Source organism: Pseudomonas glycinis (genome assembly GCF_054871425.1).
In genome coordinates this window covers 68,462-91,099 of the sequence record NZ_JBTYHF010000009.1, presented here as the reverse complement: position 1 = coordinate 91,099, position 22,638 = coordinate 68,462, and the positions used below count along the sequence as shown (strand labels likewise).

Genomic DNA, 22,638 nt, shown 5'->3' with positions numbered 1-22,638 from the left:
AGCTGTGTCACCAATGCATCGGATACATCGCATGCACAGGTTTTACGACTGCTTCGCAGCCGAACGGGGATAAATCCCCTCGCTACAGACCGTATTCAAAATAAAACCCGCTTCCCGAAGGAAGCGGGTGGGGTCGAGCTTAAGCCTGAGTTGCGTACTTGGCCAGACGTGGGTCCGATTTCAGTACTGCCAGGGTGTTGGTATGCACGTCTTCAGCGGTCACGTCAGCTTTGCTGAAGATCTGCTGGAAGTGCTCGTGGGTCACTTGCGCGAAGTGCGCGCGATCTTCCGGTGCTACGCCCAGGACCACGGCATAGGTGGTCAGCGCTTCGCCGTTGCCTTTGGCCATGTCTTCGGACAGCTCGTTCATCATGCCATTCATGGCGAACCAGGATTTGCCGCCATAAGTCAGGGACGCGTTGGTCGAGCAGCCGTTGGTGCCGGAGGTCATACCGAAGGTAGCGTTACCGGAAGTGCCGTTGGTGGTGGAAGCAAGGAAGTGCGCCGGGGTGCCACGCTGACCTTCGAACAGCATGTTGCCCCAACCGCAATCCGGGCCGCCCGGGGCTTGCGCCATTGCGTTGATGGATACAGCGGTGAAGAGAGTACCGAGAAGAATCCGTTTCATAGCTTTGTTCTCTTTATGTGCATACCAATGGACAGGGTTCTGGCCCTTCGCGCTCTGCCCGAGGACAAAGCCGAAAGTGTCAGTGGGCCGGTATTAGTTCCAGCCGCGCAGTTTGGAGTTTAGGCACGTTCCAGCGGTTCCGTGACTTTTTGCAAAATATTTGGAATAAACCTCTGATTTATCGGGACGCGTCGGCCGGCCGCGCGCTTGTCTATGCTTTGTCATGTGGCGCGCCTTGCCAGTGGGGCACGGGCAGCGCCAGAATGCCGCTACCTGCCCCGCCTGATTGTTAAGGAAGCCCGATGCCTGATCCTGTTGCTGCCAGCCTGCGTCTTGCGCCCGAAGCGCTGACTCGTCCGTTTTCCGCTGAACAGTTCAGCTTCACTAGCACCAATGATCTGGAGCCCTTTCGCGGTGTGCTCGGCCAGGAACGCGCGGTCGAAGCCTTGCAGTTCGGTGTGGCGATGCCACGCCCCGGTTACAACGTATTTGTCATGGGCGAGCCCGGCACCGGCCGTTTCTCGTTCGTCAAACGCTACCTGAAAGCCGAAGGCAAGCGCCTGCAGACCCCGGCGGACTGGGTCTACGTCAACAACTTCGATGAGCCGCGCGAACCGCGCGCACTGGAGCTGCCATCGGGCACGGCGGCCTCGTTCATCGGCGACATCAACGGCCTGATCGATAACCTGCTGGCGACTTTTCCAGCAGTTTTCGAACACCCGTCCTACCAGCAGAAAAAAAGCGCCATCGACCGCGCCTTCAATCAGCGCTACGACAAGGCGCTGGACATCATCGAGCGCCTGGCCCTGGAAAAAGACGTCGCCCTGTACCGCGACAGCAGCAATATCGCCTTCACCCCGATGCTCGACGGCAAGGCCCTGGACGAAGCCGAATTCGCGCAGTTGCCGGAAGCCGAGCGCGAGCGTTTTCACGATGACATTTCCGGCCTCGAAGAGCGCCTGAACGAAGAACTCGCCAGCCTGCCGCAGTGGAAGCGCGAGTCGAACAATCAACTGCGTTCGCTCAACGAAGAAACCATCACCCTGGCCTTGCAGCCGTTGCTGGCGCCGCTGTCGGAGAAGTACGCGGAGAACGCCGGGGTCTGCGGTTACCTGCAAGCGATGCAGGTCTACCTGCTGAAAACCGTGGTCGAACAACTGGTCGACGACAGCAAGACTGACGCCGTCGCGCGCAAGTTGCTGGAAGAACAATACGCACCGAGCCTGGTGGTCGGGCATCCGGCCAGCGGCGGTGCACCGGTGGTATTCGAGCCACATCCGACCTACGAAAACCTGTTCGGCCGCATCGAGTACACCACCGATCAGGGCGCGCTCTACACCACTTACCGGCAGTTGCGTCCGGGTGCGCTGCACCGCGCCAATGGCGGTTTCCTGATTCTTGAAGCGGAAAAAATGCTCAGCGAGCCGTTCGTGTGGGATGCACTCAAACGCGCCCTGCAATCGCGCAAACTGAAAATGGAATCGCCGCTGGGCGAGATGGGCCGCTTCGCCACCATGACCCTGAATCCGCAGCACATCCCGTTGCAGGTCAAAGTCATCATCATCGGTGCGCGGCAGCTGTATTACACGCTGCAGGATCTCGATCCGGACTTCCAGGAGATGTTCCGCGTTCTGGTCGACTTCGACGAAGACATCCCGATGGTCGACGAAAGCCTCGAGCAGTTCGCCCAGCTCCTGAAAACCCGTACTTCGGAAGAAGGCATGGCGCCGCTGACCGCCGATGCGGTGGCACGACTGGCGACCTACAGCGCACGGCTGGCCGAGCATCAGGGGCGCTTGTCGGCGCGCATTGGCGATCTGTTCCAACTGGTCAGCGAGGCGGATTTCATTCGCCATCTGGCCGGCGATGAAATGACCGACGCCGGCCATATCGAACGCGCCCTGAAAGCCAAGGCCACCCGCACCGGGCGGGTCTCGGCGCGGATTCTCGACGACATGCTCGCCGGAATCATCCTCATCGACACTGACGGTGCGGCGGTCGGCAAGTGCAACGGGCTCACGGTGCTCGAGGTCGGCGACTCGGCGTTCGGCGTGCCGGCGCGGATTTCCGCCACGGTGTACCCGGGCGGCAGCGGCATCGTCGACATCGAGCGTGAGGTCAATCTCGGCCAGCCGATTCACTCCAAAGGCGTGATGATCCTCACCGGTTATCTGGGCAGCCGTTACGCCCAGGAATTTCCGCTGGCGATCTCGGCGAGCATTGCGCTGGAGCAGTCGTACGGTTACGTCGACGGCGACAGCGCATCGCTGGGCGAGGCGTGCACGCTGATTTCGGCGCTGTCGAAAACCCCGCTCAAGCAATGTTTTGCCATCACCGGTTCGATCAACCAGTTCGGTGAGGTGCAGGCTGTCGGCGGGGTCAACGAGAAGATCGAAGGCTTCTTCCGCCTCTGCGAAGCACGCGGCCTGACCGGCGAGCAGGGCGCAATCATTCCCCAGGCCAACGTCGCCACGCTGATGCTCGATGAAAAAGTCCTCGCCGCCGTGCGCGCCGGCCAGTTCCACGTATATGCGGTGCGTCAGGCCGATGAGGCGCTGAGCCTGCTGGTGGGCGAGCCGGCCGGGGAGCCGAACGCCGATGGCGAATTCCCCGAAGGCAGCATCAATGCGCGAGTGGTCGAGCGCCTGCGCGATATCGCCGAGATGATCAGCGAAGAGGACCTGAAAGAGGCTGAGAAGGAACTGGCGCAGGAGGCTCTCGCCGAAGCCAAACCGGCCTGATCAGTTCACGCCAGACCCTGTGGGAGCGAGCCTGCTCGCGAAAGCGCTGTATCAGTCGACGAATGAGTTGGCTGATCCATCGTCTTCGCGAGCAGGCTCGCTCCCACAGTGCTTTTCCAGATTGATCTCTGCGGGGATCTTCGGGGAATGTGCCACTACTCTGACGCCAATATTCACACAATGACCATTCGGCGCCTTCTGGTTCCATTTGGCTTGCGCGGGACACTTTTCTTCTATTCTCAGGTCAAGGATATCGACAGTATCACTGGATCGAGCCAGTCCTCCCGTGGGGGCTGAATACCGGCTTTACCGAGGGTCGCCGCCATGTCGCGCAACCTCTGTCTCACCCGTCAATGCCTGGGTCTGGTGACCCGGATCGAATGCGCCGTCAAGCCGCTGGCCGGCGACAACGGCATGTGGACGCTGCTCTTCGCGGCCGGCATGGCCGGCGAACAACCTTCCGCGATCAAAGCCCAAGGCCCGTTCCACGGCCCGGTGGCGGCCGAGTCGATTCTCGACACCATCGTTGAAAGCCTGACCTTGCATGGTTACGAACTGGCCGATGATCCGCAGATCTGGAGCTTGCATCTGCAAGCGCAGTTGCGGCAGATCAACGGCGGCCGTGGGCGCAGTCTCAACGGTTAAGGCGCTGTCTGGTCCACCTGCGCCTTGTCGAGCTTGACCTCAAAGCCGTATTGCACGGTCGCGAGGTCGGTGCGCTGATAGGTCTCCACGCGAGTCGGGCGACCATAAAAGTAGTGCACGCCGAGTAGCGCGGGGCCTTCGGTGCTGGCGTCGTGGCTGACCGAAAGAATCTGCTTGAGGTAGTGGCCACTGTCGTCCTTGACGAAGAAACGCCATTCGTTGGCCGGGAAGGTTTTCAGGTCGACTACCAGCGTGTTGTCCTTGATCGCCAGGCCTTTGGGCAATGACTGGGCGTCGTAGGATTGCTTGGCCACCGTGGCCAGAAACAACGGCATCGAGCCCACGGCAATCGCCGGGGTTTCCGGAAACAAGTTCAGATCATAAGTAATCGTCGCTTGCAGCGGATCGACCTGGTACGCCTCGGGCGGCAGTTCGATCGGCTCGTCGAGTTTGCCGCCGCGCTTTTCCGTGAAGAAGGTCACGGGACTGACGCCGGGGTTGAGTTCGTCGCCAAGCAATTCGTCATTGAAGGTGCGGCGGTGGGAAAACTCGATACGCGCCGCGCTCGGCTCTTCCACCGATTGATGAATGCGCACGCCGGCCTTCAATTGTTGCTCAGTCAGGTCCGCGCCTTTGAGCCAGTTGGCGGCGAGATCGTCATACACCACCACGGGCAGGTCCAGCGGCTGCACGGCTTTGGCCGTGGTGTGCGGATTGAAGGTGCGCACCGGCAGATCCAGGGATTTGCGCGTCACCGTCGCCGAGGAGAAGTCGAGCACGCTGACTTCCAGTGTCTCGATCGGGCCGTGGAAATACACCTTGTTGTAGCGACGCGGGTGGTCTTTCTCGAAGGCTTGCTGGTCGTCGCTGAGCTGTTTTTCCAGGGTGTCGCTCCAGCTCTTCTGCTTCTGTAACTGCGTGAGTTGTTTCTGGTAAAACGCGACCTGCTCCGGGCTTTCGTTGATCGAACCAGCGCGCACCAGGTATTGGCCGCTGGCGTCGCGGGCCTGGACGATCAGCGGATTGATCCGGGTTTCGGCGACTTCCGCTGCCAGCGGCAGGCTGTTGCTGACTTCGACCTCGGCATAGTTCTTTTCCAGCTTGAGCAATTTGACGCTGAGGTTGTCGTTCGTGCGAGTCTGGCCGACGTCTTTCTGCGTCAGGTCGAAGCTGTACAGCCGCCGGGGCGCGATGACTTCGACCTGGCCTTGCAGGCTGACCGGTTGCGGCAGGCTTTTTTTGTCGACATTGAGGCCATCGATGAACGGGTAGGTCACCGTCAGGTCATCGGGGTTGGTCACGTTGGAGCTGGACGGGCTGAGCTGAATGCCCGGATCGGTTTCCGACCACTCCGGCTGCCAGGCGATCACGCGTTTGTTGCTCAGCGTCACCGAATGCCATTCGATGCCGTGCGGAAACAGGAACCCGCCGGGAATGTTCAGGTTGAACGGGAATACCGGTTGCAGATCGGTCAGGTAATCCGAGCTGGCGTCCTTGTGCAGCACGAACAGACCGTTGATGAAGGTATCGACCAGCGCTTGCGGGGTAGGGTAGTGCTTGAGCACGGCGAGGGCGTCGGCACCGTATTCGGTGTGCGGCGCGATGTCGTCGAGCTTGAGCCGGGCGCGTTCGAGCAACAGCAGCGAGCCGCCGAGTTCGGTGATGGCGTCCTTGAGCTTGGGATCGCTGATCGTGTCCAGTGACTGTTCGAAGGTGGCGGTCTTTTCGTCGAGGTTGGCGACTTGTTTTTCATCGCCGGGCGAGCAACCGCCGATGAGCAAGGCGAGGCAGATTCCGGCAGTCGTCAAGGCTGATCGCACATCCATTTCCACGCGTCCTGTCCACTGTCATTGGGCTGTCAATGCTTTGGACACTAGCAGAAAAACTTTGTCACACACACGCAGGTGGCGGATTTTCCGGCGGTTTCTGGCTGTCACAGCGGGCTGTTATACTCGCCGCCATTTCCAGCCCCTTGTGTGAGAGTCAATGGAACGCTTTATCGAAAATGCAATGTACGCCACCCGCTGGCTGCTGGCGCCGATCTACATCGGCCTGTCCCTCGGTCTGCTGGCGCTGGCATTGAAGTTCTTCCAGGAAATCATCCATATCCTGCCCAACGTCTTCGCCATGGCTGAATCGGATCTGATTCTGGTGCTGCTGTCGCTGATCGACATGGCGCTGGTGGGTGGTCTGCTGGTGATGGTGATGATTTCCGGCTACGAGAACTTCGTCTCGCAACTGGACATCGACGAAGGCAAAGAGAAGCTCAGCTGGCTGGGCACCATGGACTCGTCGTCGCTGAAAATGAAAGTCGCGGCGTCGATCGTGGCGATTTCTTCGATCCACCTGCTGCGCATCTTCATGGATGCCAAGAACGTCGATCCCGAGCATCTGATGTGGTACGTGATCATTCACATGACTTTTGTGGTGTCCGCGTTTGCCATGGGTTACCTGGACAAGGTCACCAAGCACTGATCAGCCGATCAAGGCAAAAAAACCGCCCGTCTGTTGCGAAACAGACGGGCGGTTTCGTTTGTGGCTTGTGCTTTCAAGCGCAGCGGCCTATGCCTGTAACGGTGCGATTCGCCACGGTGTGAGGTGCTTCCATGAACCTGCAAGAGTTGAACGCGTTTGCTGTTGCCAAAAAGGTCGACGAGTTGAACCTGATCTCCATGGAAGGAGGCATTTACCTGTTGGAAGCGAGGATGCATGGGACGGCGTATCCGTTGAGCGATCTCAAGGGCAATATGCTGACGCTGCGCTCAGTGGAGCACGCGCGGGATCTGCTGCATGCTTTCCCGGTACTGCCCTTCAATCTTGTGCACACCTCGGTCCACGACGAAATGTGTGGCCTGGTCGGTGACCTCGATGAAAGCCTGAAAGTGCCGCTCGCCTGGCGCTCGGCCCTGTAGCCTCGGCCCCAAGTCCGGGGTATCTGTGCTAGTCTGCTCGCCCTTTTGGTTCCGGGCGCGCCGGGACGCGCTGTGCACGCACGGCAAGTCCTGTGGCCGTCCGCACAGCGGAGCAGTGTCATGTCCGAAGTAAATCTGTCCACCGACGAAACCCGCGTCAGCTACGGTATCGGCCGTCAACTCGGCGACCAGCTGCGCGACAACCCGCCACCGGGTGTCAGCCTGGACGCGATCCTGGCCGGTCTGACCGACGCTTTCGCCGGCAAGCCAAGCCGTGTTGGCCAGGAAGAAATGTCCGCCAGCTTCAAAGTGATCCGCGAGATCATGCAAGCCGAAGCAGCTGCCAAGGCTGAAGCCGCGGCTGGCGAAGGCCTGGCCTTCCTCGCCGAAAACGCCAAGCGTGACGGCATCACCACCCTGGCTTCCGGCCTGCAATTCGAAGTACTGACTCAGGGCGATGGCGCCAAGCCGACCCGTGAAGACCAGGTGCGTACGCATTACCACGGCACGCTGATCGACGGCACTGTGTTCGACAGCTCCTACGAGCGCGGCCAGCCTGCAGAATTCCCGGTTGGCGGCGTGATCGCTGGCTGGACCGAAGCCCTGCAACTGATGAATGCCGGCAGCAAATGGCGCCTGTACGTGCCGAGCGAACTGGCTTACGGCGCGCAAGGCGTGGGCAGCATCCCGCCGCACAGCGTTCTGGTGTTCGACGTCGAGCTGCTGGACGTTCTGTAAAACCGAGCCTGCCTTGATGGCGGGCTGAAAAATGTGGGAGCGAGCTCGCTCGCGAAGGCGGTTTTTCAGTCGACTCATTCGTTGACTGATTTATCGCTTTCGCGAGCAAGCTCGCTCCCACAGGTTTTTTTAATGCTGCTCATATTTCGATCTTGTTGTGCAGCTCATTGGTCGGGCGCAACGCCCGGGCATAGCAGAACAGGAACAGATTGCGCACCAGCTCCTTGAGCACCAGCGGCTCGCTGGAATTGAGGCTGCTGACGTCCAGATCGCCTTGATCCTGCAGCTCATGCAACGCTTCTTCTTCAAGCACCGCACAGACTTCGCCGGTTTCCCGATGGAGGATTCTGAGGTACGGGTGTGGGCGATCCAGCCAGGCGTCGATCAAATAAGTCATGGGGTTCATCTCCTTGAAAGGTTTCAATGAGAATAATTCTTATTCATCAAATAGCAAGTGCCTATTGGCGGATCGTGGAGTTTTCCGGGTAAAGGTTGTGTCAGGTCAAAATGGCTGGCTGATGGCCATGCGCGGATTCATTGAGCTGAAGCGGGGAGGGCAAAGCTCCATCCCACGGCTGGCGCAGGATGGATGACGCAAGGCTCAGACTTTTCTGACGAACTCGGATTTGAGCTTCATTGGGCCGATGCCGTCGATCTTGCAGTCGATGTCGTGGTCGCCATCGCACAGGCGGATGTTCTTGACCTTGGTGCCGACCTTGACCACCAGCGATGTGCCCTTGACCTTGAGGTCCTTGATCACGGTGATGGTGTCGCCGTCCTGCAGGACGTTGCCGACCGAATCTTTCTTCACGGCATCATCGGCCGCCACTTCGGCTTCGCCGCTGGCAGACCACTCGTGGGCGCACTCGGGGCAGACCAGTTGGGTGCCGTCTTCGTAGGTGTATTCGGAATTGCATTTCGGGCAGGGTGGCAACGTGCTCACTAAGGTTCCTTGGGTATCAGGAGGACTAAAGGGCGCACATTGTATAGGGTTTTACGCGGAGGAGGGCATAGCGCAGAAACTACTGTGGGAGCGAGCCTGCTCGCGAAAGCGCTGTGTCAGTCAACATTGAGTCGATTGGCAGATTGCTTTCGCGAGCAGGCTCGCTCCCACAGGGGATGAATCAGTGCGTGCGGGCTACCGCGAACTCGCTCAGTTCCACCAGCGCATCGCGGTATTCGCTGGCCGGCAGCGCCTCGAGGCACTTGATCGCACGGGCCACGTAATCGCGGGCCAGTTGCGCGGTGTACTCCAGCGAGCCGGACGCTTCGACGGCGATGCGGATGCTTTCGAGGTCTTCGATCCCGCCTTTCTGGATCGCCTGACGCACCAGTGCCGCCTGTTCGGCCGTGCCTTCGCGCATGGTGTAGATCAGCGGCAGGGTCGGTTTGCCTTCGGCCAGATCGTCGCCGACGTTCTTGCCCAGGGTTTCCGCGTCGCCTTTATAGTCGAGCAGGTCATCAACCAGCTGGAACGCCACACCCAAGTGATCGCCGAACGTGCGCAGGGCTTCGCTCTGCTCGGCGGTCGCGCCGGCGAGCGCGGCGGCGCTGTGGGTCGAGGCTTCGAAGAGCATCGCGGTCTTGCCGCGGATGACTTCCATGTAGGTTTCTTCGCTGGTGCTGGCGTCACGCACCTTGGACAGCTGCAACACTTCACCTTCAGCGATGATGCGTGTGGCCTGGGAGAGAATCTTCATCACCGGCATCGAGCCCAGTTCGACCATCATTTCGAACGAGCGCGAGTACAGGAAGTCGCCGACCAGCACGCTCGGGGCATTGCCCCACATGGCGTTGGCGGTCGAGCGGCCACGACGCATGCCGGACATGTCGACGACGTCGTCATGCAGCAGGGTCGCGGTGTGCAGGAATTCGATGGTGGCGGCCAGCAGGCGCATGTCGTCGCCTTCGCGACCCAGGGCCTTGCCACACAGCAACACTAATAAAGGACGCAGGCGTTTGCCGCCGGCCGACGTGATGTAATCGCCGATTTTCGATACCAGCGGCACTCGAGACGTCAGCTGCTTCTTGATGATGCCGTCGACGGCGCTAAAATCGTCCGCCACCGCGCGGTAGAAAGCTTGGGGTTGCATCAGCGAGAGTCGCTCCAGAAGGGTTGCGCGGCATGCTAGGACCCCCGTCCAGACCTGTCAAGGCGCGATGGACGGCCACTTGCGCGAGGCAGATTGCTTGCGTACAATCGCGCACCCTGAACTTCCTGGGCAGCACCTGCCTTACGCAATTGCACTTGGGCCGTTCCAGCCCCATGCAGCCATGCCAGCCAATACCTCTTCTTATAAAGAGCTGGGTGAGCAGGATTATCGGAGAAATACCATGTACGCAGTAATCGTTACCGGCGGTAAGCAATACAAGGTCGCTGAAGGTGAATACCTGAAGATCGAAAAACTGGAAATCGCTACTGGCGAATCCGTGACTTTTGATCGCGTTCTGCTGGTCGCCAACGGCGACGACGTGAACATCGGCGCACCAGTTGTTGCTGGCGCAACCGTCAAGGCTGAAGTGATCTCCCAAGGTCGTCACGATAAAGTCCGCATCATCAAGTTCCGTCGCCGTAAGCACCACATGAAGCGTATGGGCCACCGCCAGTGGTTCACCGAGATCAAAATCACCGGTATTCAGGCTTAATTACAGCCTAATTCCTCACTAGGAGAATTGAACTCATGGCACACAAAAAAGCTGGTGGTAGTACCCGTAACGGTCGCGACTCAGAAGCCAAACGCCTTGGCGTGAAGATGTATGGCGGCCAGGTCATCAAGGCCGGCAACATCATCGTGCGTCAGCGCGGCACCCAATTCCACGCTGGCTACGGCGTTGGCATGGGCAAGGATCACACTCTCTTCGCTAAAATCGAAGGCGTGATCAAGTTCGAAGTAAAGGGCGCCTTCGGTCGTCGTTACGTGAGCGTAATCGCGGCTTAATCGCGAGATCGCTGGAGAAGCCCTGTCTTGCGACGGGGCTTTTTCGTTTGTGGGGTGAGTCTCTTGCAAAGCTGTTTGTATGGGCTGTCGGCGTGCGATGCAGGTCGTGTCTTGGGGTCGCTGCGCTCATTTTTGCAAGAGTCTTATGTCTTGATTGTTTTTCGGCTCGTCCGTACGGCGAGAGGCGTTGGTTATGAAGTTTGTTGATGAAGTATCGATTCGCGTAAAGGCCGGTGACGGTGGCAACGGTGCCATGAGTTTCCGCCGGGAAAAATTCATTGAAAACGGCGGCCCGAACGGCGGTGATGGCGGTGACGGCGGTTCCATCTACATGATGGCCGACGAAAACCTCAACACCCTGGTCGACTACCGTTACACCCGTCACTTCGATGCCGAGCGTGGCTCCAATGGTGGCAGCACCGACTGCACCGGCAAGAAGGGCGAAGACCTGATCCTGCGCGTGCCGGTCGGCACCACCGTGATCGACTCTGCCACTCAGGAAGTCATCGGCGACCTGACCAAGGCCGGTCAGAAACTGATGGTAGTGCAGGGCGGCTGGCACGGTCTGGGCAACACCCGCTTCAAATCCAGTACCAACCGTGCACCGCGTCAGACCACGCCAGGCAAGCCGGGCGAGCAGCGCGATCTGAAACTGGAAATGAAAGTGCTGGCCGACGTCGGTCTGCTCGGCTTGCCGAACGCCGGTAAAAGTACCTTTATCCGTTCGGTCTCGGCCGCCAAGCCGAAAGTCGCCGACTACCCGTTCACCACGCTGGTGCCGAACCTGGGTGTGGTCAGCGTCGATCGCTGGAAGAGCTTCGTCATTGCCGACATTCCGGGTCTGATCGAAGGCGCTTCCGACGGTGCTGGCCTGGGCATTCGCTTCCTCAAGCACCTGGCGCGTACGCGTCTGCTGCTGCACCTCGTCGACATGGCGCCGCTGGATGATTCCAGTGCTCCGGACGCAGCTGAAGTGATCGTCAACGAGCTGATCAAATTCAGTCCGTCGCTGGCCGAGCGTGATCGCTGGCTGGTGTTGAACAAGTGCGACCAGATCCTTGAAGAAGAGCACGATGCTCGCGTCAAGGAAATCGTCGATCGTCTGGAGTGGACCGGTCCGGTGTACGTGATCTCGGCCATCGCCAAGATCGGTACCGAGCGTCTGTGCCACGACATCATGCGTTACATGGAAGACCGTGCCGATCGCCTCGCCGCAGATCCTGCGTACAAGGAAGAGCTGGCCGATCTCGATCAGCGCATCGAAGACGAAGCCCGTGCGCAGTTGCAGGCGCTGGACGACAAGCGTGCCTTGCGTCGCAGTGGCGTGAAGTCGGTCCATGACATCGGCGACGATGACTGGGACGAAGAAGATGTGGATGACGAAGACGGTCCGGAAATCATTTACGTGCGTGACTGATCCGTTGCGATAAACTTGAACGCCGCTCAATCGAGCGGCGTTTTAGTATCCGGAAATCGATCGTTGGTCAGCAATCGCCACGATTAACGTCACGGGCAGCGCCAGGTCGCGCTGCCCTCAAGCTAAGGTTGAAGATGATGCGGAGCAAGGTGACAGGTGCGCAGCGTTGGGTCGTGAAGATCGGCAGCGCTTTGCTGACAGCTGACGGCAAAGGGCTGGATCGCGCGGCGATGAGTGTCTGGGTCGAGCAGATGGTGGCGTTGCATGAAGCGGGCGTCGAGCTGGTGCTGGTGTCCTCCGGGGCGGTGGCGGCCGGCATGAGTCGCTTGGGCTGGACCGCACGACCCAGTGCCATGCACGAGCTCCAGGCGGCCGCTGCAATCGGTCAGATGGGGCTGGTGCAGGCTTGGGAGTCGAGCTTCGCCGAGCATGGCCGGCACACTGCGCAGATTCTCCTGACCCACGACGACCTCTCCGACCGCAAGCGCTACCTCAACGCCCGCAGTACCTTGCGTGCGCTGGTCGAGCTGAAAGTCATTCCGGTGATCAACGAAAACGACACTGTGGTCACCGATGAAATCCGTTTCGGCGACAACGACACGCTGGCGGCGCTGGTGGCCAATCTGGTCGAGGCCGATCTGCTGGTGATCCTCACTGATCGCGACGGCATGTTCGACGCCGATCCGCGCAACAATCCCGATGCGCAGCTGATTTATGAAGCACGCGCCGATGATCCGACGCTGGATGCGGTTGCCGGTGGTACCGGTGGTGCGCTGGGGCGCGGCGGCATGCAGACCAAGTTGCGTGCGGCACGCCTGGCAGCGCGTTCCGGTGCGCACACCATCATCGTCGGCGGGCGCCTTGAGCGTGTGCTCGATCGCCTGAAGGCGGGCGAGCGCATTGGCACGCTGCTATCGCCGGAGCGTGGCATGCTCGCGGCGCGCAAGCAGTGGCTGGCCGGTCACCTGCAAACCCGTGGCACTCTGGTGCTGGATGAGGGGGCGGTGTCGGCGTTGTCCAAGGGCAACAAAAGTCTGCTGCCGGTGGGTGTGAAACTGGTTCAAGGCAGTTTCCGTCGCGGTGAGATGGTCGTCTGTGTGGCGCCGGACGGTCGGGAGATCGCTCGGGGTCTGGCCAATTACAGCGCTCTGGAAGCGCAAAAAATCATCGGTCAGTCGTCGGATGCGATTGTCGGTTTGCTCGGTTACATGGCGGAACCGGAACTGGTTCACCGTGACAACCTGATTCTGGTCTAAGGAAAATTCGATGCGTGTAGCGAAAGGATTGTTGGGCCTGCTGATGGCCATGCCATTGCTGGCCTCGGCCGAGGAAATCGGTCAGGTGTCGACGGTGTTCAAGTTTGTCGGGCCGAATGACCGGATCGTGGTCGAGGCCTTCGACGATCCGAAAGTCGAGGGCGTGACCTGCTACCTGTCGCGCGCCAAGACTGGTGGAGTGAAGGGTGGTCTCGGTCTGGCCGAGGATCGTGCTGAGGCGTCGATCGCTTGTCGTCAGGTCGGGCCGATCAAGTTCAAGGGTGAGTTGAAGGACGGCGACGAGGTGTTCAAGGAGCGCACCTCGCTGGTGTTCAAGACCATGCAGGTGGTGCGTTTCCTCGACAAGAAGCGCAACACGCTGGTGTACCTGGTCTACAGCGATCGCTTGATCGAGGGCAGTCCGCAGAATGCGGTCACGGCCATCCCGATCCTGCCGTGGGTGCCGGTCCAGCAATAAGCGCCACCAATCCGAACTGTGGGAGCGAGCCTGCTCGCGAAGAGGTCATGTCGGTCGATAGAAATACCAACTGGCAGATCGCATTCGCGAGCAGGCTCGCTCCCACATTTTTTTGCCTGTAGCTTGTTAAATCACAGGCAATAAAAAACCGACCCTGAGGTCGGTTTTTTAATGACTACGTCGATTAAGCGGCTTCTTTCAGCGCTTTGACGTGGCCATTCAGACGGCTCTTATGACGAGCAGCCTTGTTCTTGTGGATGATGCCTTTATCGGCCATACGGTCGATAACTGGCACAGCCAGAACGTATGCAGCTTGAGCTTTTTCAGCGTCTTTTGCGTCGATGGCCTTAACTACATTCTTGATGTAGGTACGAACCATGGAACGCAGGCTGGCGTTGTGGCTGCGACGCTTCTCAGCCTGTTTTGCACGTTTTTTGGCGGAAGGTGAGTTGGCCACCGTCGAGCTCCTCGAAAGACTTTTTAGGAAATAGCAAACAAAATAGGCCGCGAATCATGCCGATGAAGACTTGTCTTGTCAAGGGCACTTGAATCGTTCCGCTAAGTGGTAGGTATAAAGAGGCGGGATATTTATTTCCGGCGCTTGACCTGTAAACTCGCGAGCTTTGGCTCTGTGCTGTTGCGGCGCGGAGTATCGCACAAGTAGGCGCATTGTTCGCCTGCTGTTTATCGACAGGCACAAACTCTCTCAATGAATCTGCTCAAATCGTTGGCCGCCGTCAGCTCTATCACGATGCTTTCCCGGATTCTGGGTTTTGTTCGTGACACGCTGATCGCGCGGACATTCGGCGCCGGGATGGCCACGGATGCCTTCTTTATTGCGTTCAAACTGCCCAACCTGCTGCGGCGCATCTTTGCCGAAGGGGCTTTCTCCCAGGCTTTCGTGCCGATTCTGGCTGAATATAAAAGCCAGCAGGGCGAAGAGGCGACGCGCACCTTTATTGCCTATGTGTCGGGCCTGCTGACGCTGGTATTGGCGGTGGTGACGGCGCTGGGCATGATCGCCGCCCCTTGGGTGATCTGGGCCACAGCGCCCGGTTTTACCGATACCCCGGAGAAATTCCAGCTCACCTCCGATCTGTTGCGGGTGACCTTTCCTTATATATTGCTGATCTCGCTGTCGTCGCTGGCCGGCGCGATCCTCAACACTTGGAACCGCTTCTCGGTGCCGGCCTTCGTGCCGACTCTGCTCAACGTCAGCATGATCGTGTTTTCGCTGTTCCTCACGCCGTACTTCGATCCACCGGTCATGGCCCTTGGCTGGGCGGTGCTGGTCGGCGGTCTGGCGCAGTTGCTGTATCAGCTGCCGCACCTGAAAAAGATCGGCATGCTCGTGCTGCCACGCCTGAACCTGCGCGACAGCGGCGTGTGGCGGGTGATGAAGCAGATGCTGCCGGCGATTCTCGGCGTGTCGGTCAGCCAGATTTCATTGATCATCAACACCATCTTCGCCTCGTTTCTGGTTGCAGGTTCGGTGTCGTGGATGTATTACGCCGACCGCTTGATGGAATTGCCGTCGGGTGTGTTGGGTGTGGCTCTCGGGACGATTCTGCTGCCGACACTGGCCAAGACCTATGCCAGCAAGGATCGTCACGAATACTCGCGAATCCTCGATTGGGGGCTGCGCCTGTGCTTTGTGCTGGTGCTGCCGTGCGCATTGGCGCTGGGAATTCTTGCTGAGCCGCTGACTGTTTCGCTGTTCCAGTACGGCCAGTTCAGTGGCTTTGATGCCGAGATGACCCAGCGTGCGCTGATTGCCTATTCGGTCGGCCTGCTCGGGATTATCGTGATCAAAGTGCTGGCGCCGGGCTTTTATGCGCAACAGAACATTCGCACCCCGGTGAAAATCGCGATTTTCACGCTGGTCTGCACGCAGTTGTTCAACCTGGCGTTGATCGGGCCGCTGGCCCACGCCGGCCTTGCCTTGGCGATCAGTGCCGGTGCTTGCCTGAACGCCGGGCTGCTGTTCTACCAACTGCGCAAGCAAAAGATGTATCAACCGCAACCGGGCTGGGGCAAATTCGGCTTCAAGCTGGTCGTTGCGGTGACCGTGATGTCGGCGGTCTTGCTGGCCGGCATGCATTTCATGCCCGCCTGGGATGAGGGCCATATGCTTGAGCGCTTCTTGCGCCTGGGCGCGCTGGTGGTTGCTGGCGTGGTGGCGTATTTCGGTATGTTGCTGCTGTTGGGTTTCCGCCTGCGCGACTTCAATCGCAAGGCCTTGAGCTGAGGTTTCAGCCTTCATGAGCAGGCATGGGCCGGCGGTTTTGTCGGCTCGTTCACTTTGCGTTACGGTGTTGCCTGTCGTCGGCCGTCGGGTGTGGTTATAATCGACCACTTTATGAGCAAGAAGCGCGTTATGCAGCTGGTTCGAGGCCTCCACAACTTGCGCCCCCAGCATCGGGGCTGCGTCGCCACTATTGGCAACTTTGACGGTGTTCACCGTGGTCACCAGGCTATCCTGGCCCGGCTGCGTGAGCGTGCGCTCGAGTTGGGCGTACCCAGCTGCGTGGTGATTTTCGAGCCGCAGCCGCGGGAGTTCTTTGCTCCCGACACCGCACCGGCACGTCTGGCGCGGTTGCGCGACAAGCTGCAGTTACTGGCCGCTGAAGGCGTCGACCGGGTGTTGTGCCTGGCTTTCAACCAGCGGCTGAGCAAGCTCAGCGCCAGTGAGTTCGTCGATACCATTCTGGTCGATGGCCTCGGCGTGCAGCATCTGGAGGTCGGTGATGATTTCCGTTTCGGTTGCGACCGCCTCGGCGATTTCGATTTTCTCATGCAGGCCGGGCAGGTTCACGGTTTCACCGTCGAAGCGGCGCAAACCGTCGAGCTGGACGGCATTCGCGTCAGCAGCACGCAGGTGCGCAACGCCTTGGCTGCGGCCGATTTTGCCTTGGCCGAACGCTTGCTCGGCCGTCCGTACCGCATCGCCGGTCGCGTGCTGCATGGTCAGAAACTGGCCCGGCAACTGGGCACGCCCACTGCCAACATTCAACTCAAGCGTCGTCGCGTGCCGTTTACCGGGGTGTATCTGGTGAATGTCGACATCGACGGCAAGACCTGGCCCGGCGTCGCCAATATCGGCGTGCGCCCTACGGTGCAAGGGGATGGCAAAGCCCACCTCGAGGTCCATCTGTTAGATTTTGCCGGCGATCTGTATGACCGGCGTTTGACGGTGGTTTTCCACCAAAAGCTGCGTGAAGAGCAGCGCTTCGCCTCTCTGGAGGCATTGAAAACGGCGATCAATGCGGATGTCGCCACCGCCCGTGCACTAGCCGCACCTAGCGCCCATCGCTAATGAAGAGCCTTAAATGACCGACTATAAAGCCACGCTAAACCTTCCGGACACCGCCTTCCCAATGAAGGCCGGCCTGCCACAGCGCGAACCGCAGATCCTGCAGCGCTGGGACAGTATTGGCCTGTACGGAAAGTTGCGCGAGATTGGCAAGGATCGTCCGAAGTTCGTCCTGCACGACGGCCCTCCGTACGCCAACGGCACGATCCACATCGGTCACGCACTGAACAAGATTCTCAAGGACATGATCATCCGCTCGAAAACCCTGTCGGGTTTCGACGCGCCGTATGTCCCGGGCTGGGATTGCCATGGCCTGCCGATCGAGCACAAGGTTGAAGTGACCCACGGCAAGAACCTCGGCGCGGATAAAACCCGCGAGCTGTGCCGTGCCTACGCCACCGAGCAGATCGAAGGGCAGAAGTCCGAGTTCATCCGTCTCGGCGTGCTGGGCGACTTCGCCAACCCGTACAAGACCATGGATTTCAAGAACGAGGCCGGTGAAATCCGCGCCCTCGCCGAAATCGTCAAGGGCGGTTTCGTCTTCAAGGGCCTCAAGCCGGTGAACTGGTGCTTCGATTGCGGTTCGGCTCTGGCTGAAGCGGAAGTCGAGTACGAGAACAAAAAGTCCTCGACCATCGACGTTGCGTTCCCGATCGCTGACGAGGCCAAACTGGCTGCCGCGTTCGGTCTGGCCTCGCTGAGCAAACCTGCTGCGATCGTGATCTGGACCACCACCCCGTGGACCATCCCGGCCAACCAGGCGCTGAACGTGCACCCGGAATTCAACTACGCCCTGGTCGATATCGGCGACAAGCTGCTGGTGCTGGCTGAAGAGCTGGTCGAAGCCTGCCTGGCGCGCTATGGCGTGGAAGGTTCGGTCATCGCCACCACCACCGGTAAAGAGCTGGAGCTGATCAACTTCCGTCACCCGTTCTACGATCGTCTGTCGCCGGTGTACCTGGCTGACTACGTTGAGCTGGGCGCTGGCACCGGCGTGGTTCACTCCGCCCCGGCCTATGGCGTGGACGACTTCGTGACCTGCAAGAAATACGGCATGGTCAACGACGACATCCTCAACCCGGTACAGAGCAACGGCGTATACGTGCCGTCGCTGGAATTCTTCGGCGGCCAGTTCATCTGGAAGGCCAACCCGGCCATCGTCGAAAAACTGACCGAAGTCGGTGCGCTGATGCACACCACCGTCATCGAACACAGCTACATGCACTGCTGGCGCCACAAGACCCCGCTGATCTACCGCGCCACCGCGCAGTGGTTCATCGGCATGGACAAGGAGCCAACCAGTGGCGACACCCTGCGCGTGCGCTCGCTCAAAGCCATCGAAGACACCAAGTTCGTTCCGGCCTGGGGCCAGGCGCGCCTGCACTCGATGATCGCCAATCGTCCGGACTGGTGCATCTCGCGTCAGCGCAACTGGGGCGTGCCGATCCCGTTCTTCCTCAACAAGGAAAGCGGCGAGCTGCACCCGCGTACCGTCGAGCTGATGGAAGAAGTCGCCAAACGCGTTGAAGTCGAAGGCATCGAAGCCTGGTTCAAACTCGACGCTGCCGAACTGCTGGGCGATGAAGCGCCGCAGTACGACAAGATCAGCGACACCCTCGACGTCTGGTTCGACTCGGGCACCACGCACTGGCACGTTCTGCGCGGTTCGCACCCGATGGGCCACGAGAGCGGCCCGCGTGCCGACCTCTACCTGGAAGGTTCCGACCAGCACCGTGGCTGGTTCCACTCGTCCCTTCTGACCGGTTGCGCCATCGACAACCACGCGCCGTACCGCGAACTGCTGACGCACGGCTTCACCGTCGACGAGTCCGGCCGCAAGATGTCCAAATCGCTGGGCAACGTGATCGCGCCGCAGAAGGTCAACGACACCCTGGGCGCCGACATCATGCGTCTGTGGGTCGCTTCGACCGACTACTCCGGCGAAATGGCGGTGTCCGAGCAGATCCTGCAGCGCAGCGCTGATGCCTATCGTCGTATCCGTAACACCGCGCGCTTCCTGCTTTCCAACCTGACCGGTTTCAACCCGGCCACCGACCTGCTGCCGGCCGAAGACATGCTGGCGCTGGATCGCTGGGCGGTGGATCGCACGCTGCTGCTGCAACGCGAGTTGCAAGAGCACTACGGCGAATACCGTTTCTGGAACGTCTACTCGAAGATCCACAACTTCTGCGTGCAGGAGCTGGGCGGTTTCTACCTCGACATCATCAAGGATCGCCAGTACACCACCGGTGCCGACAGCAAGGCCCGGCGCTCGTGCCAGACTGCGCTGTTCCACATCTCTGAAGCGCTGGTGCGCTGGATCGCGCCGATCCTCGCCTTCACTGCTGACGAACTGTGGCAATACCTGCCGGGCGAGCGTAACGAGTCGGTCATGCTCAACACCTGGTACGAAGGCCTCACCGAGCTGCCGGAAGGCTTCGAGCTGGGTCGCGCCTACTGGGATCGCATCATGGAAGTGAAAGTCGCGGTCAACAAAGAGATGGAAATCCAGCGTGCGGCGAAAGCCGTCGGTGGCAACCTGCAGGCCGAAGTGACGCTGTTTGCCGAAGAGGCGCTGAGCGCCGATCTGGCCAAGCTGAGCAATGAGCTGCGCTTCGTCCTGATCACCTCGACTGCCAGCGTTGCACCATTCGTGCAGGCTCCGGCCGATGCAGTGGCCACCGAAGTCAGCGGTCTGAAACTGAAGATCGTCAAATCGGCGTTCCCGAAATGCGCGCGTTGCTGGCATTGCCGCGAAGACGTCGGCGTGAACCCGGAGCATCCGGAAATCTGCGGGCGTTGCGTCGACAACATCAGCGGTGCTGGCGAGGTTCGTCACTATGCCTGATGCCATTGGCCGTTTCGGACGGCTGAGCTGGCTGTGGTTGAGCTTGCTGGTTCTGGTCATTGACCAGGCCAGCAAGTTCTACTTCGAAGCCAAGCTTGAAATGTTCCAGCAGATCGTGATCATTCCCGATCTGTTCAGCTGGACGCTGGCCTACAACACTGGCGCTGCCTTCAGCTTCCTCGCGGACAGCTCCGGCTGGCAGCGCTGGCTGTTTGCCCTGATCGCCATTGTCGTCAGTGCCGTGCTGGTGGTCTGGCTCAAGCGTCTGGGCCGCAACGACACATGGCTGGCCGTCGCCCTGGCGTTGGTGCTGGGTGGCGCGCTGGGCAACCTGTATGACCGCATTGCCCTGGGCCATGTGATCGACTTCATTCTGGTGCACTGGCAGAACCGCTGGTATTTCCCGGCGTTCAACATTGCCGACAGCGCGATTACCGTTGGCGCGATCATGCTGGCACTGGACATGTTCAAATCGAAGAAAACCGAAGAGGCCGCTCATGACTGAACCGCTATCGACTGAGCAACGCATCGGCCAGAACACCGAAGTCACCCTGCACTTTGCCTTGCGCCTGGAAAACGGTGACACCGTCGACAGTACCTTCGACAAGGCCCCGGCGACGTTCAAGGTCGGCGATGGCAACCTGCTGCCGGGCTTCGAAGCCGCACTGTTCGGCTTCAAGGCCGGCGACAAGCGCACCCTGACCGTCGAGCCGGAAAACGCTTTTGGTCAGCCGAACCCGCAGAACGTGCAGACCATCCCGCGTTCGCAGTTCACCGACATGGAGTTGTCGCCGGGTCTGCTGGTGATCTTCAATGATGCGGCCAATACTGAATTGCCAGGAGTGGTGAAGGAATTCGATGACACGCAAGTGACCGTTGACTTCAACCACCCGCTGGCGGGCAAGACGCTGACCTTTGACGTGGAAATCATTTCCGTCAAAGCGATCTAAAAATGCAGGAGTGAGCTTCTGTGGCGAGGGGATTTATCCCCGCTGGGGTGCGAAGCGCCCCAGACCAGTCAACGGATTCTGAGATAAGTCCGTTGACGGTCTACGACTGCTAAGCAGCCGAGCGGGGATGAATCCCCTCGCCACAACAAGCAGGTCTCCACAGTCTGTTTTCCATTGTTTTCGCGCGCAAGACACGAGGCACAGCATGCAAATCAAACTCGCCAACCCCCGTGGCTTCTGCGCCGGTGTGGACCGGGCGATCGAAATCGTCAACCGCGCCCTGGAAGTCTTCGGGCCGCCGATCTATGTGCGTCACGAAGTGGTGCACAACAAGTTCGTCGTCGAAGACCTGCGCAGCCGTGGCGCGATTTTCGTCGAAGAGCTCGATCAGGTACCCGATGACGTCATCGTCATCTTCAGCGCCCACGGTGTTTCCCAAGCCGTGCGCAACGAAGCTGCCGGTCGTGGCCTGAAAGTATTCGATGCAACCTGCCCGCTGGTGACGAAGGTGCACATCGAAGTCGCCAAATACAGCCGCGACGGTCGCGAGTGCATCCTGATTGGCCACGCCGGTCACCCGGAAGTCGAAGGCACCATGGGCCAGTACGACGCCAGCAATGGCGGCGCGATCTACCTCGTTGAAGACGAAAAGGACGTGGCCGCACTGCAGGTGCGCGATCCGGAAAGACTCGCTTTCGTCACCCAGACAACCTTGTCGATGGACGACACCAGCCGCGTTATCGATGCCCTGCGCACGCGCTTCCCGGCGATTGGTGGCCCGCGCAAGGACGATATCTGCTACGCCACACAAAACCGCCAGGACGCCGTCAAGCAACTGGCCGACGAGTGCGACGTGGTGCTGGTGGTCGGCAGCCCGAACAGTTCCAACTCCAACCGTCTGCGCGAATTGGCTGAGCGCATGGCGACTCCGGCGTACCTGATCGACGGTGCCGAGGATCTGCAACAGAGCTGGTTCGACGGCGTCGAGCGCATTGGCATTACCGCTGGCGCCTCGGCACCGGAAGTGCTGGTCCGGGGCGTGATCCAGCAATTGCAGGCCTGGGGCGCAACCGGTGCCGACGAGCTGGCTGGCCGTGAGGAGAACATCACGTTCTCGATGCCGAAAGAGCTGCGCGTCCGTTCGATCTGACGCTTCTGCGTTTGTCGCACAGCGCCTGTTCGGTCTCCTGACTGCTCAGGCGCACGCGACCGGTCGCCGCCAGCACGATCTGCCGCTGGCTGACCGGTTCGCGCGGCGAGCAGACGTGTATTGTCCCTGCCTGAAACCGCCTTCCCGGCATCAGCGGTTGCCCCAAATGACTGAACCGCACATAGCGGCTCACCCACCAGTTGCCGACAATCGGCACTTTCGCCTCACTGGCGCGTTCAACCAGCAGCGGATTGCTGCTGTCCTCCGGCCCCCTGCCGCTTCGATCCAGAATGATCCGCCAACCCTGACTCCAGTCACCGTCGATGCCATGGATCACCACGCTCTGATTGTGCGTAATCGCCAGTGTGCGAGCGTGGCGGATGCCTTCGAGCAGCGACTGCGCCGCGTGGTCGCGTTGAGTCGCCTGTTTGAGTGCGGCGAACGCCGGGCTGACCAGCAGCAGAACAATTGCGCCAATCGCCAGTCCCATAAGCAGTTCAATCAGGCTGAAACCGTGTTGCGGCATGAAAAATCCCTCCGTGGAATGGTATGAGCAGCGCAATCCGTGCGCCGCGCAGGGCAAATCAGTCGGCGCGTGCCGAGCGAATGTTCTAGCGTGTAAA

23 protein-coding genes are annotated in these 22,638 nt (G+C 59.9%); 16 read left to right on the top strand and 7 right to left on the bottom strand.

Annotated elements, in window-relative coordinates; all coding sequences use genetic code 11:
• Nucleotides 1–139 precede the first annotated feature (139 nt).
• On the bottom strand, nt 140–628 hold the full coding sequence (locus tag ACYSTU_RS21115) for a DUF3015 domain-containing protein (RefSeq protein WP_016773112.1): 489 nt from the start codon (nt 626–628) through the stop codon (nt 140–142).
• 302 nt (nt 629–930) lie between these two features.
• Here ACYSTU_RS21115 and ACYSTU_RS21110 point away from each other — a divergent pair, with 302 nt between their 5' ends.
• Complete coding sequence (locus tag ACYSTU_RS21110; RefSeq protein WP_024014367.1) at nt 931–3,369, top strand: Lon protease family protein; 2,439 nt, start codon at nt 931–933, stop codon at nt 3,367–3,369.
• A 324-nt stretch (nt 3,370–3,693) separates the two neighbouring features.
• Nucleotides 3,694–4,014, top strand: a complete 321-nt coding sequence (locus tag ACYSTU_RS21105; RefSeq protein WP_016773114.1) for a PA4575 family protein — start codon at nt 3,694–3,696, stop codon at nt 4,012–4,014.
• Here the strand turns inward: ACYSTU_RS21105 and ACYSTU_RS21100 are convergent.
• Nucleotides 4,011–5,840 (bottom strand): hypothetical protein, encoded by a 1,830-nt coding sequence (locus tag ACYSTU_RS21100; RefSeq protein WP_499001405.1) that lies wholly within the window; start codon nt 5,838–5,840, stop codon nt 4,011–4,013. The two genes, ACYSTU_RS21105 and ACYSTU_RS21100, sit on opposite strands and share 4 nt — an antisense overlap.
• A gap of 160 nt (nt 5,841–6,000) precedes the next feature.
• Between ACYSTU_RS21100 and ACYSTU_RS21095 the strand changes: the two genes are divergently transcribed.
• The 3 genes from ACYSTU_RS21095 to bamJ all read left to right on the top strand — a co-directional run bounded on the left by ACYSTU_RS21095 (nt 6,001) and on the right by bamJ (nt 7,664).
• Entirely contained in the window at nt 6,001–6,489 is a 489-nt protein-coding gene (locus ACYSTU_RS21095; RefSeq protein ID WP_016773116.1) for a TIGR00645 family protein, read from the top strand.
• Nucleotides 6,490–6,620: 131 nt separating this feature from the next.
• On the top strand, nt 6,621–6,926 hold the full coding sequence (locus tag ACYSTU_RS21090; RefSeq protein ID WP_125918159.1) for a DUF6482 family protein: 306 nt from the start codon (nt 6,621–6,623) through the stop codon (nt 6,924–6,926).
• A gap of 120 nt (nt 6,927–7,046) precedes the next feature.
• Nucleotides 7,047–7,664 (top strand): BamJ family beta-barrel-assembly machinery protein, encoded by a 618-nt coding sequence (bamJ, locus tag ACYSTU_RS21085; RefSeq protein WP_016773117.1) that lies wholly within the window; start codon nt 7,047–7,049, stop codon nt 7,662–7,664.
• Between the two features lie 139 nt (nt 7,665–7,803).
• Here bamJ and ACYSTU_RS21080 read toward each other — a convergent pair whose 3' ends face one another.
• From ACYSTU_RS21080 to ACYSTU_RS21070, 3 genes are all read right to left on the bottom strand, one after another.
• Entirely contained in the window at nt 7,804–8,061 is a 258-nt protein-coding gene (locus ACYSTU_RS21080; RefSeq protein WP_016773118.1) for a PA4570 family protein, read from the bottom strand.
• 204 nt (nt 8,062–8,265) lie between these two features.
• Nucleotides 8,266–8,607 (bottom strand): zinc ribbon domain-containing protein YjdM, encoded by a 342-nt coding sequence (locus ACYSTU_RS21075; protein ID WP_016773119.1) that lies wholly within the window; start codon nt 8,605–8,607, stop codon nt 8,266–8,268.
• Between the two features lie 181 nt (nt 8,608–8,788).
• Complete coding sequence (locus ACYSTU_RS21070; protein ID WP_016773120.1) at nt 8,789–9,757, bottom strand: polyprenyl synthetase family protein; 969 nt, start codon at nt 9,755–9,757, stop codon at nt 8,789–8,791.
• Nucleotides 9,758–9,998: 241 nt separating this feature from the next.
• Here ACYSTU_RS21070 and rplU point away from each other — a divergent pair, with 241 nt between their 5' ends.
• From rplU to ACYSTU_RS21045, 5 genes are all read left to right on the top strand, one after another.
• The gene (gene rplU, locus ACYSTU_RS21065; RefSeq protein ID WP_007924746.1) at nt 9,999–10,310 is read left to right on the top strand and encodes a 50S ribosomal protein L21; all 312 of its coding nucleotides are present in this window, start codon (nt 9,999–10,001) and stop codon (nt 10,308–10,310) included.
• 35 nt (nt 10,311–10,345) lie between these two features.
• Entirely contained in the window at nt 10,346–10,603 is a 258-nt protein-coding gene (gene rpmA / locus ACYSTU_RS21060) for a 50S ribosomal protein L27 (RefSeq protein ID WP_016773121.1), read from the top strand.
• A gap of 193 nt (nt 10,604–10,796) precedes the next feature.
• Nucleotides 10,797–12,020, top strand: coding sequence for an Obg family GTPase CgtA (gene cgtA / locus ACYSTU_RS21055; RefSeq protein ID WP_016773122.1), 1,224 nt, complete (start codon nt 10,797–10,799; stop codon nt 12,018–12,020).
• Between the two features lie 137 nt (nt 12,021–12,157).
• Nucleotides 12,158–13,276, top strand: a complete 1,119-nt coding sequence (gene proB, locus ACYSTU_RS21050) for a glutamate 5-kinase (protein ID WP_039761700.1) — start codon at nt 12,158–12,160, stop codon at nt 13,274–13,276.
• A 10-nt stretch (nt 13,277–13,286) separates the two neighbouring features.
• A complete protein-coding gene (locus tag ACYSTU_RS21045) occupies nt 13,287–13,754 on the top strand; it encodes a CreA family protein (protein ID WP_039761698.1) in 468 nt (155 codons plus the stop codon).
• Between the two features lie 184 nt (nt 13,755–13,938).
• On the opposite strand, the gene rpsT is transcribed toward ACYSTU_RS21045, so the two are convergent.
• Nucleotides 13,939–14,211 (bottom strand): 30S ribosomal protein S20, encoded by a 273-nt coding sequence (gene rpsT, locus ACYSTU_RS21040; RefSeq protein ID WP_003228351.1) that lies wholly within the window; start codon nt 14,209–14,211, stop codon nt 13,939–13,941.
• Between the two features lie 252 nt (nt 14,212–14,463).
• Here rpsT and murJ point away from each other — a divergent pair, with 252 nt between their 5' ends.
• The 6 genes from murJ (at nt 14,464) to ispH (ending at nt 22,015) form a co-directional block, all read left to right on the top strand.
• Nucleotides 14,464–16,002, top strand: a complete 1,539-nt coding sequence (murJ, locus tag ACYSTU_RS21035; RefSeq protein ID WP_016773124.1) for a murein biosynthesis integral membrane protein MurJ — start codon at nt 14,464–14,466, stop codon at nt 16,000–16,002.
• Between the two features lie 129 nt (nt 16,003–16,131).
• The gene (gene ribF, locus ACYSTU_RS21030) at nt 16,132–17,070 is read left to right on the top strand and encodes a bifunctional riboflavin kinase/FAD synthetase (protein WP_016773125.1); all 939 of its coding nucleotides are present in this window, start codon (nt 16,132–16,134) and stop codon (nt 17,068–17,070) included.
• A gap of 13 nt (nt 17,071–17,083) precedes the next feature.
• Nucleotides 17,084–19,915: an isoleucine--tRNA ligase gene (ileS, locus tag ACYSTU_RS21025; RefSeq protein ID WP_073475512.1), complete on the top strand. Its 2,832-nt coding sequence runs from the start codon at nt 17,084–17,086 to the stop codon at nt 19,913–19,915.
• On the top strand, nt 19,908–20,420 hold the full coding sequence (gene lspA / locus ACYSTU_RS21020; protein WP_024014359.1) for a signal peptidase II: 513 nt from the start codon (nt 19,908–19,910) through the stop codon (nt 20,418–20,420). The genes ileS and lspA overlap by 8 nt, the downstream gene beginning before the upstream one ends.
• A complete protein-coding gene (fkpB, locus tag ACYSTU_RS21015; protein ID WP_016773128.1) occupies nt 20,413–20,865 on the top strand; it encodes an FKBP-type peptidyl-prolyl cis-trans isomerase in 453 nt (150 codons plus the stop codon). Before lspA ends, fkpB begins: the two co-directional genes overlap by 8 nt.
• Before the next feature lie 205 nt (nt 20,866–21,070).
• Nucleotides 21,071–22,015 carry a 4-hydroxy-3-methylbut-2-enyl diphosphate reductase gene (gene ispH, locus ACYSTU_RS21010; protein WP_016773129.1) on the top strand — a complete coding sequence of 315 codons (945 nt, stop codon included), beginning with the start codon at nt 21,071–21,073 and terminating at the stop codon, nt 22,013–22,015.
• On the opposite strand, the gene ACYSTU_RS21005 is transcribed toward ispH, so the two are convergent.
• A complete protein-coding gene (locus ACYSTU_RS21005; protein ID WP_499001395.1) occupies nt 21,972–22,541 on the bottom strand; it encodes a GspH/FimT family pseudopilin in 570 nt (189 codons plus the stop codon). The genes ispH and ACYSTU_RS21005 overlap by 44 nt on opposite strands.
• Nucleotides 22,542–22,638: the final 97 nt, after the last annotated feature.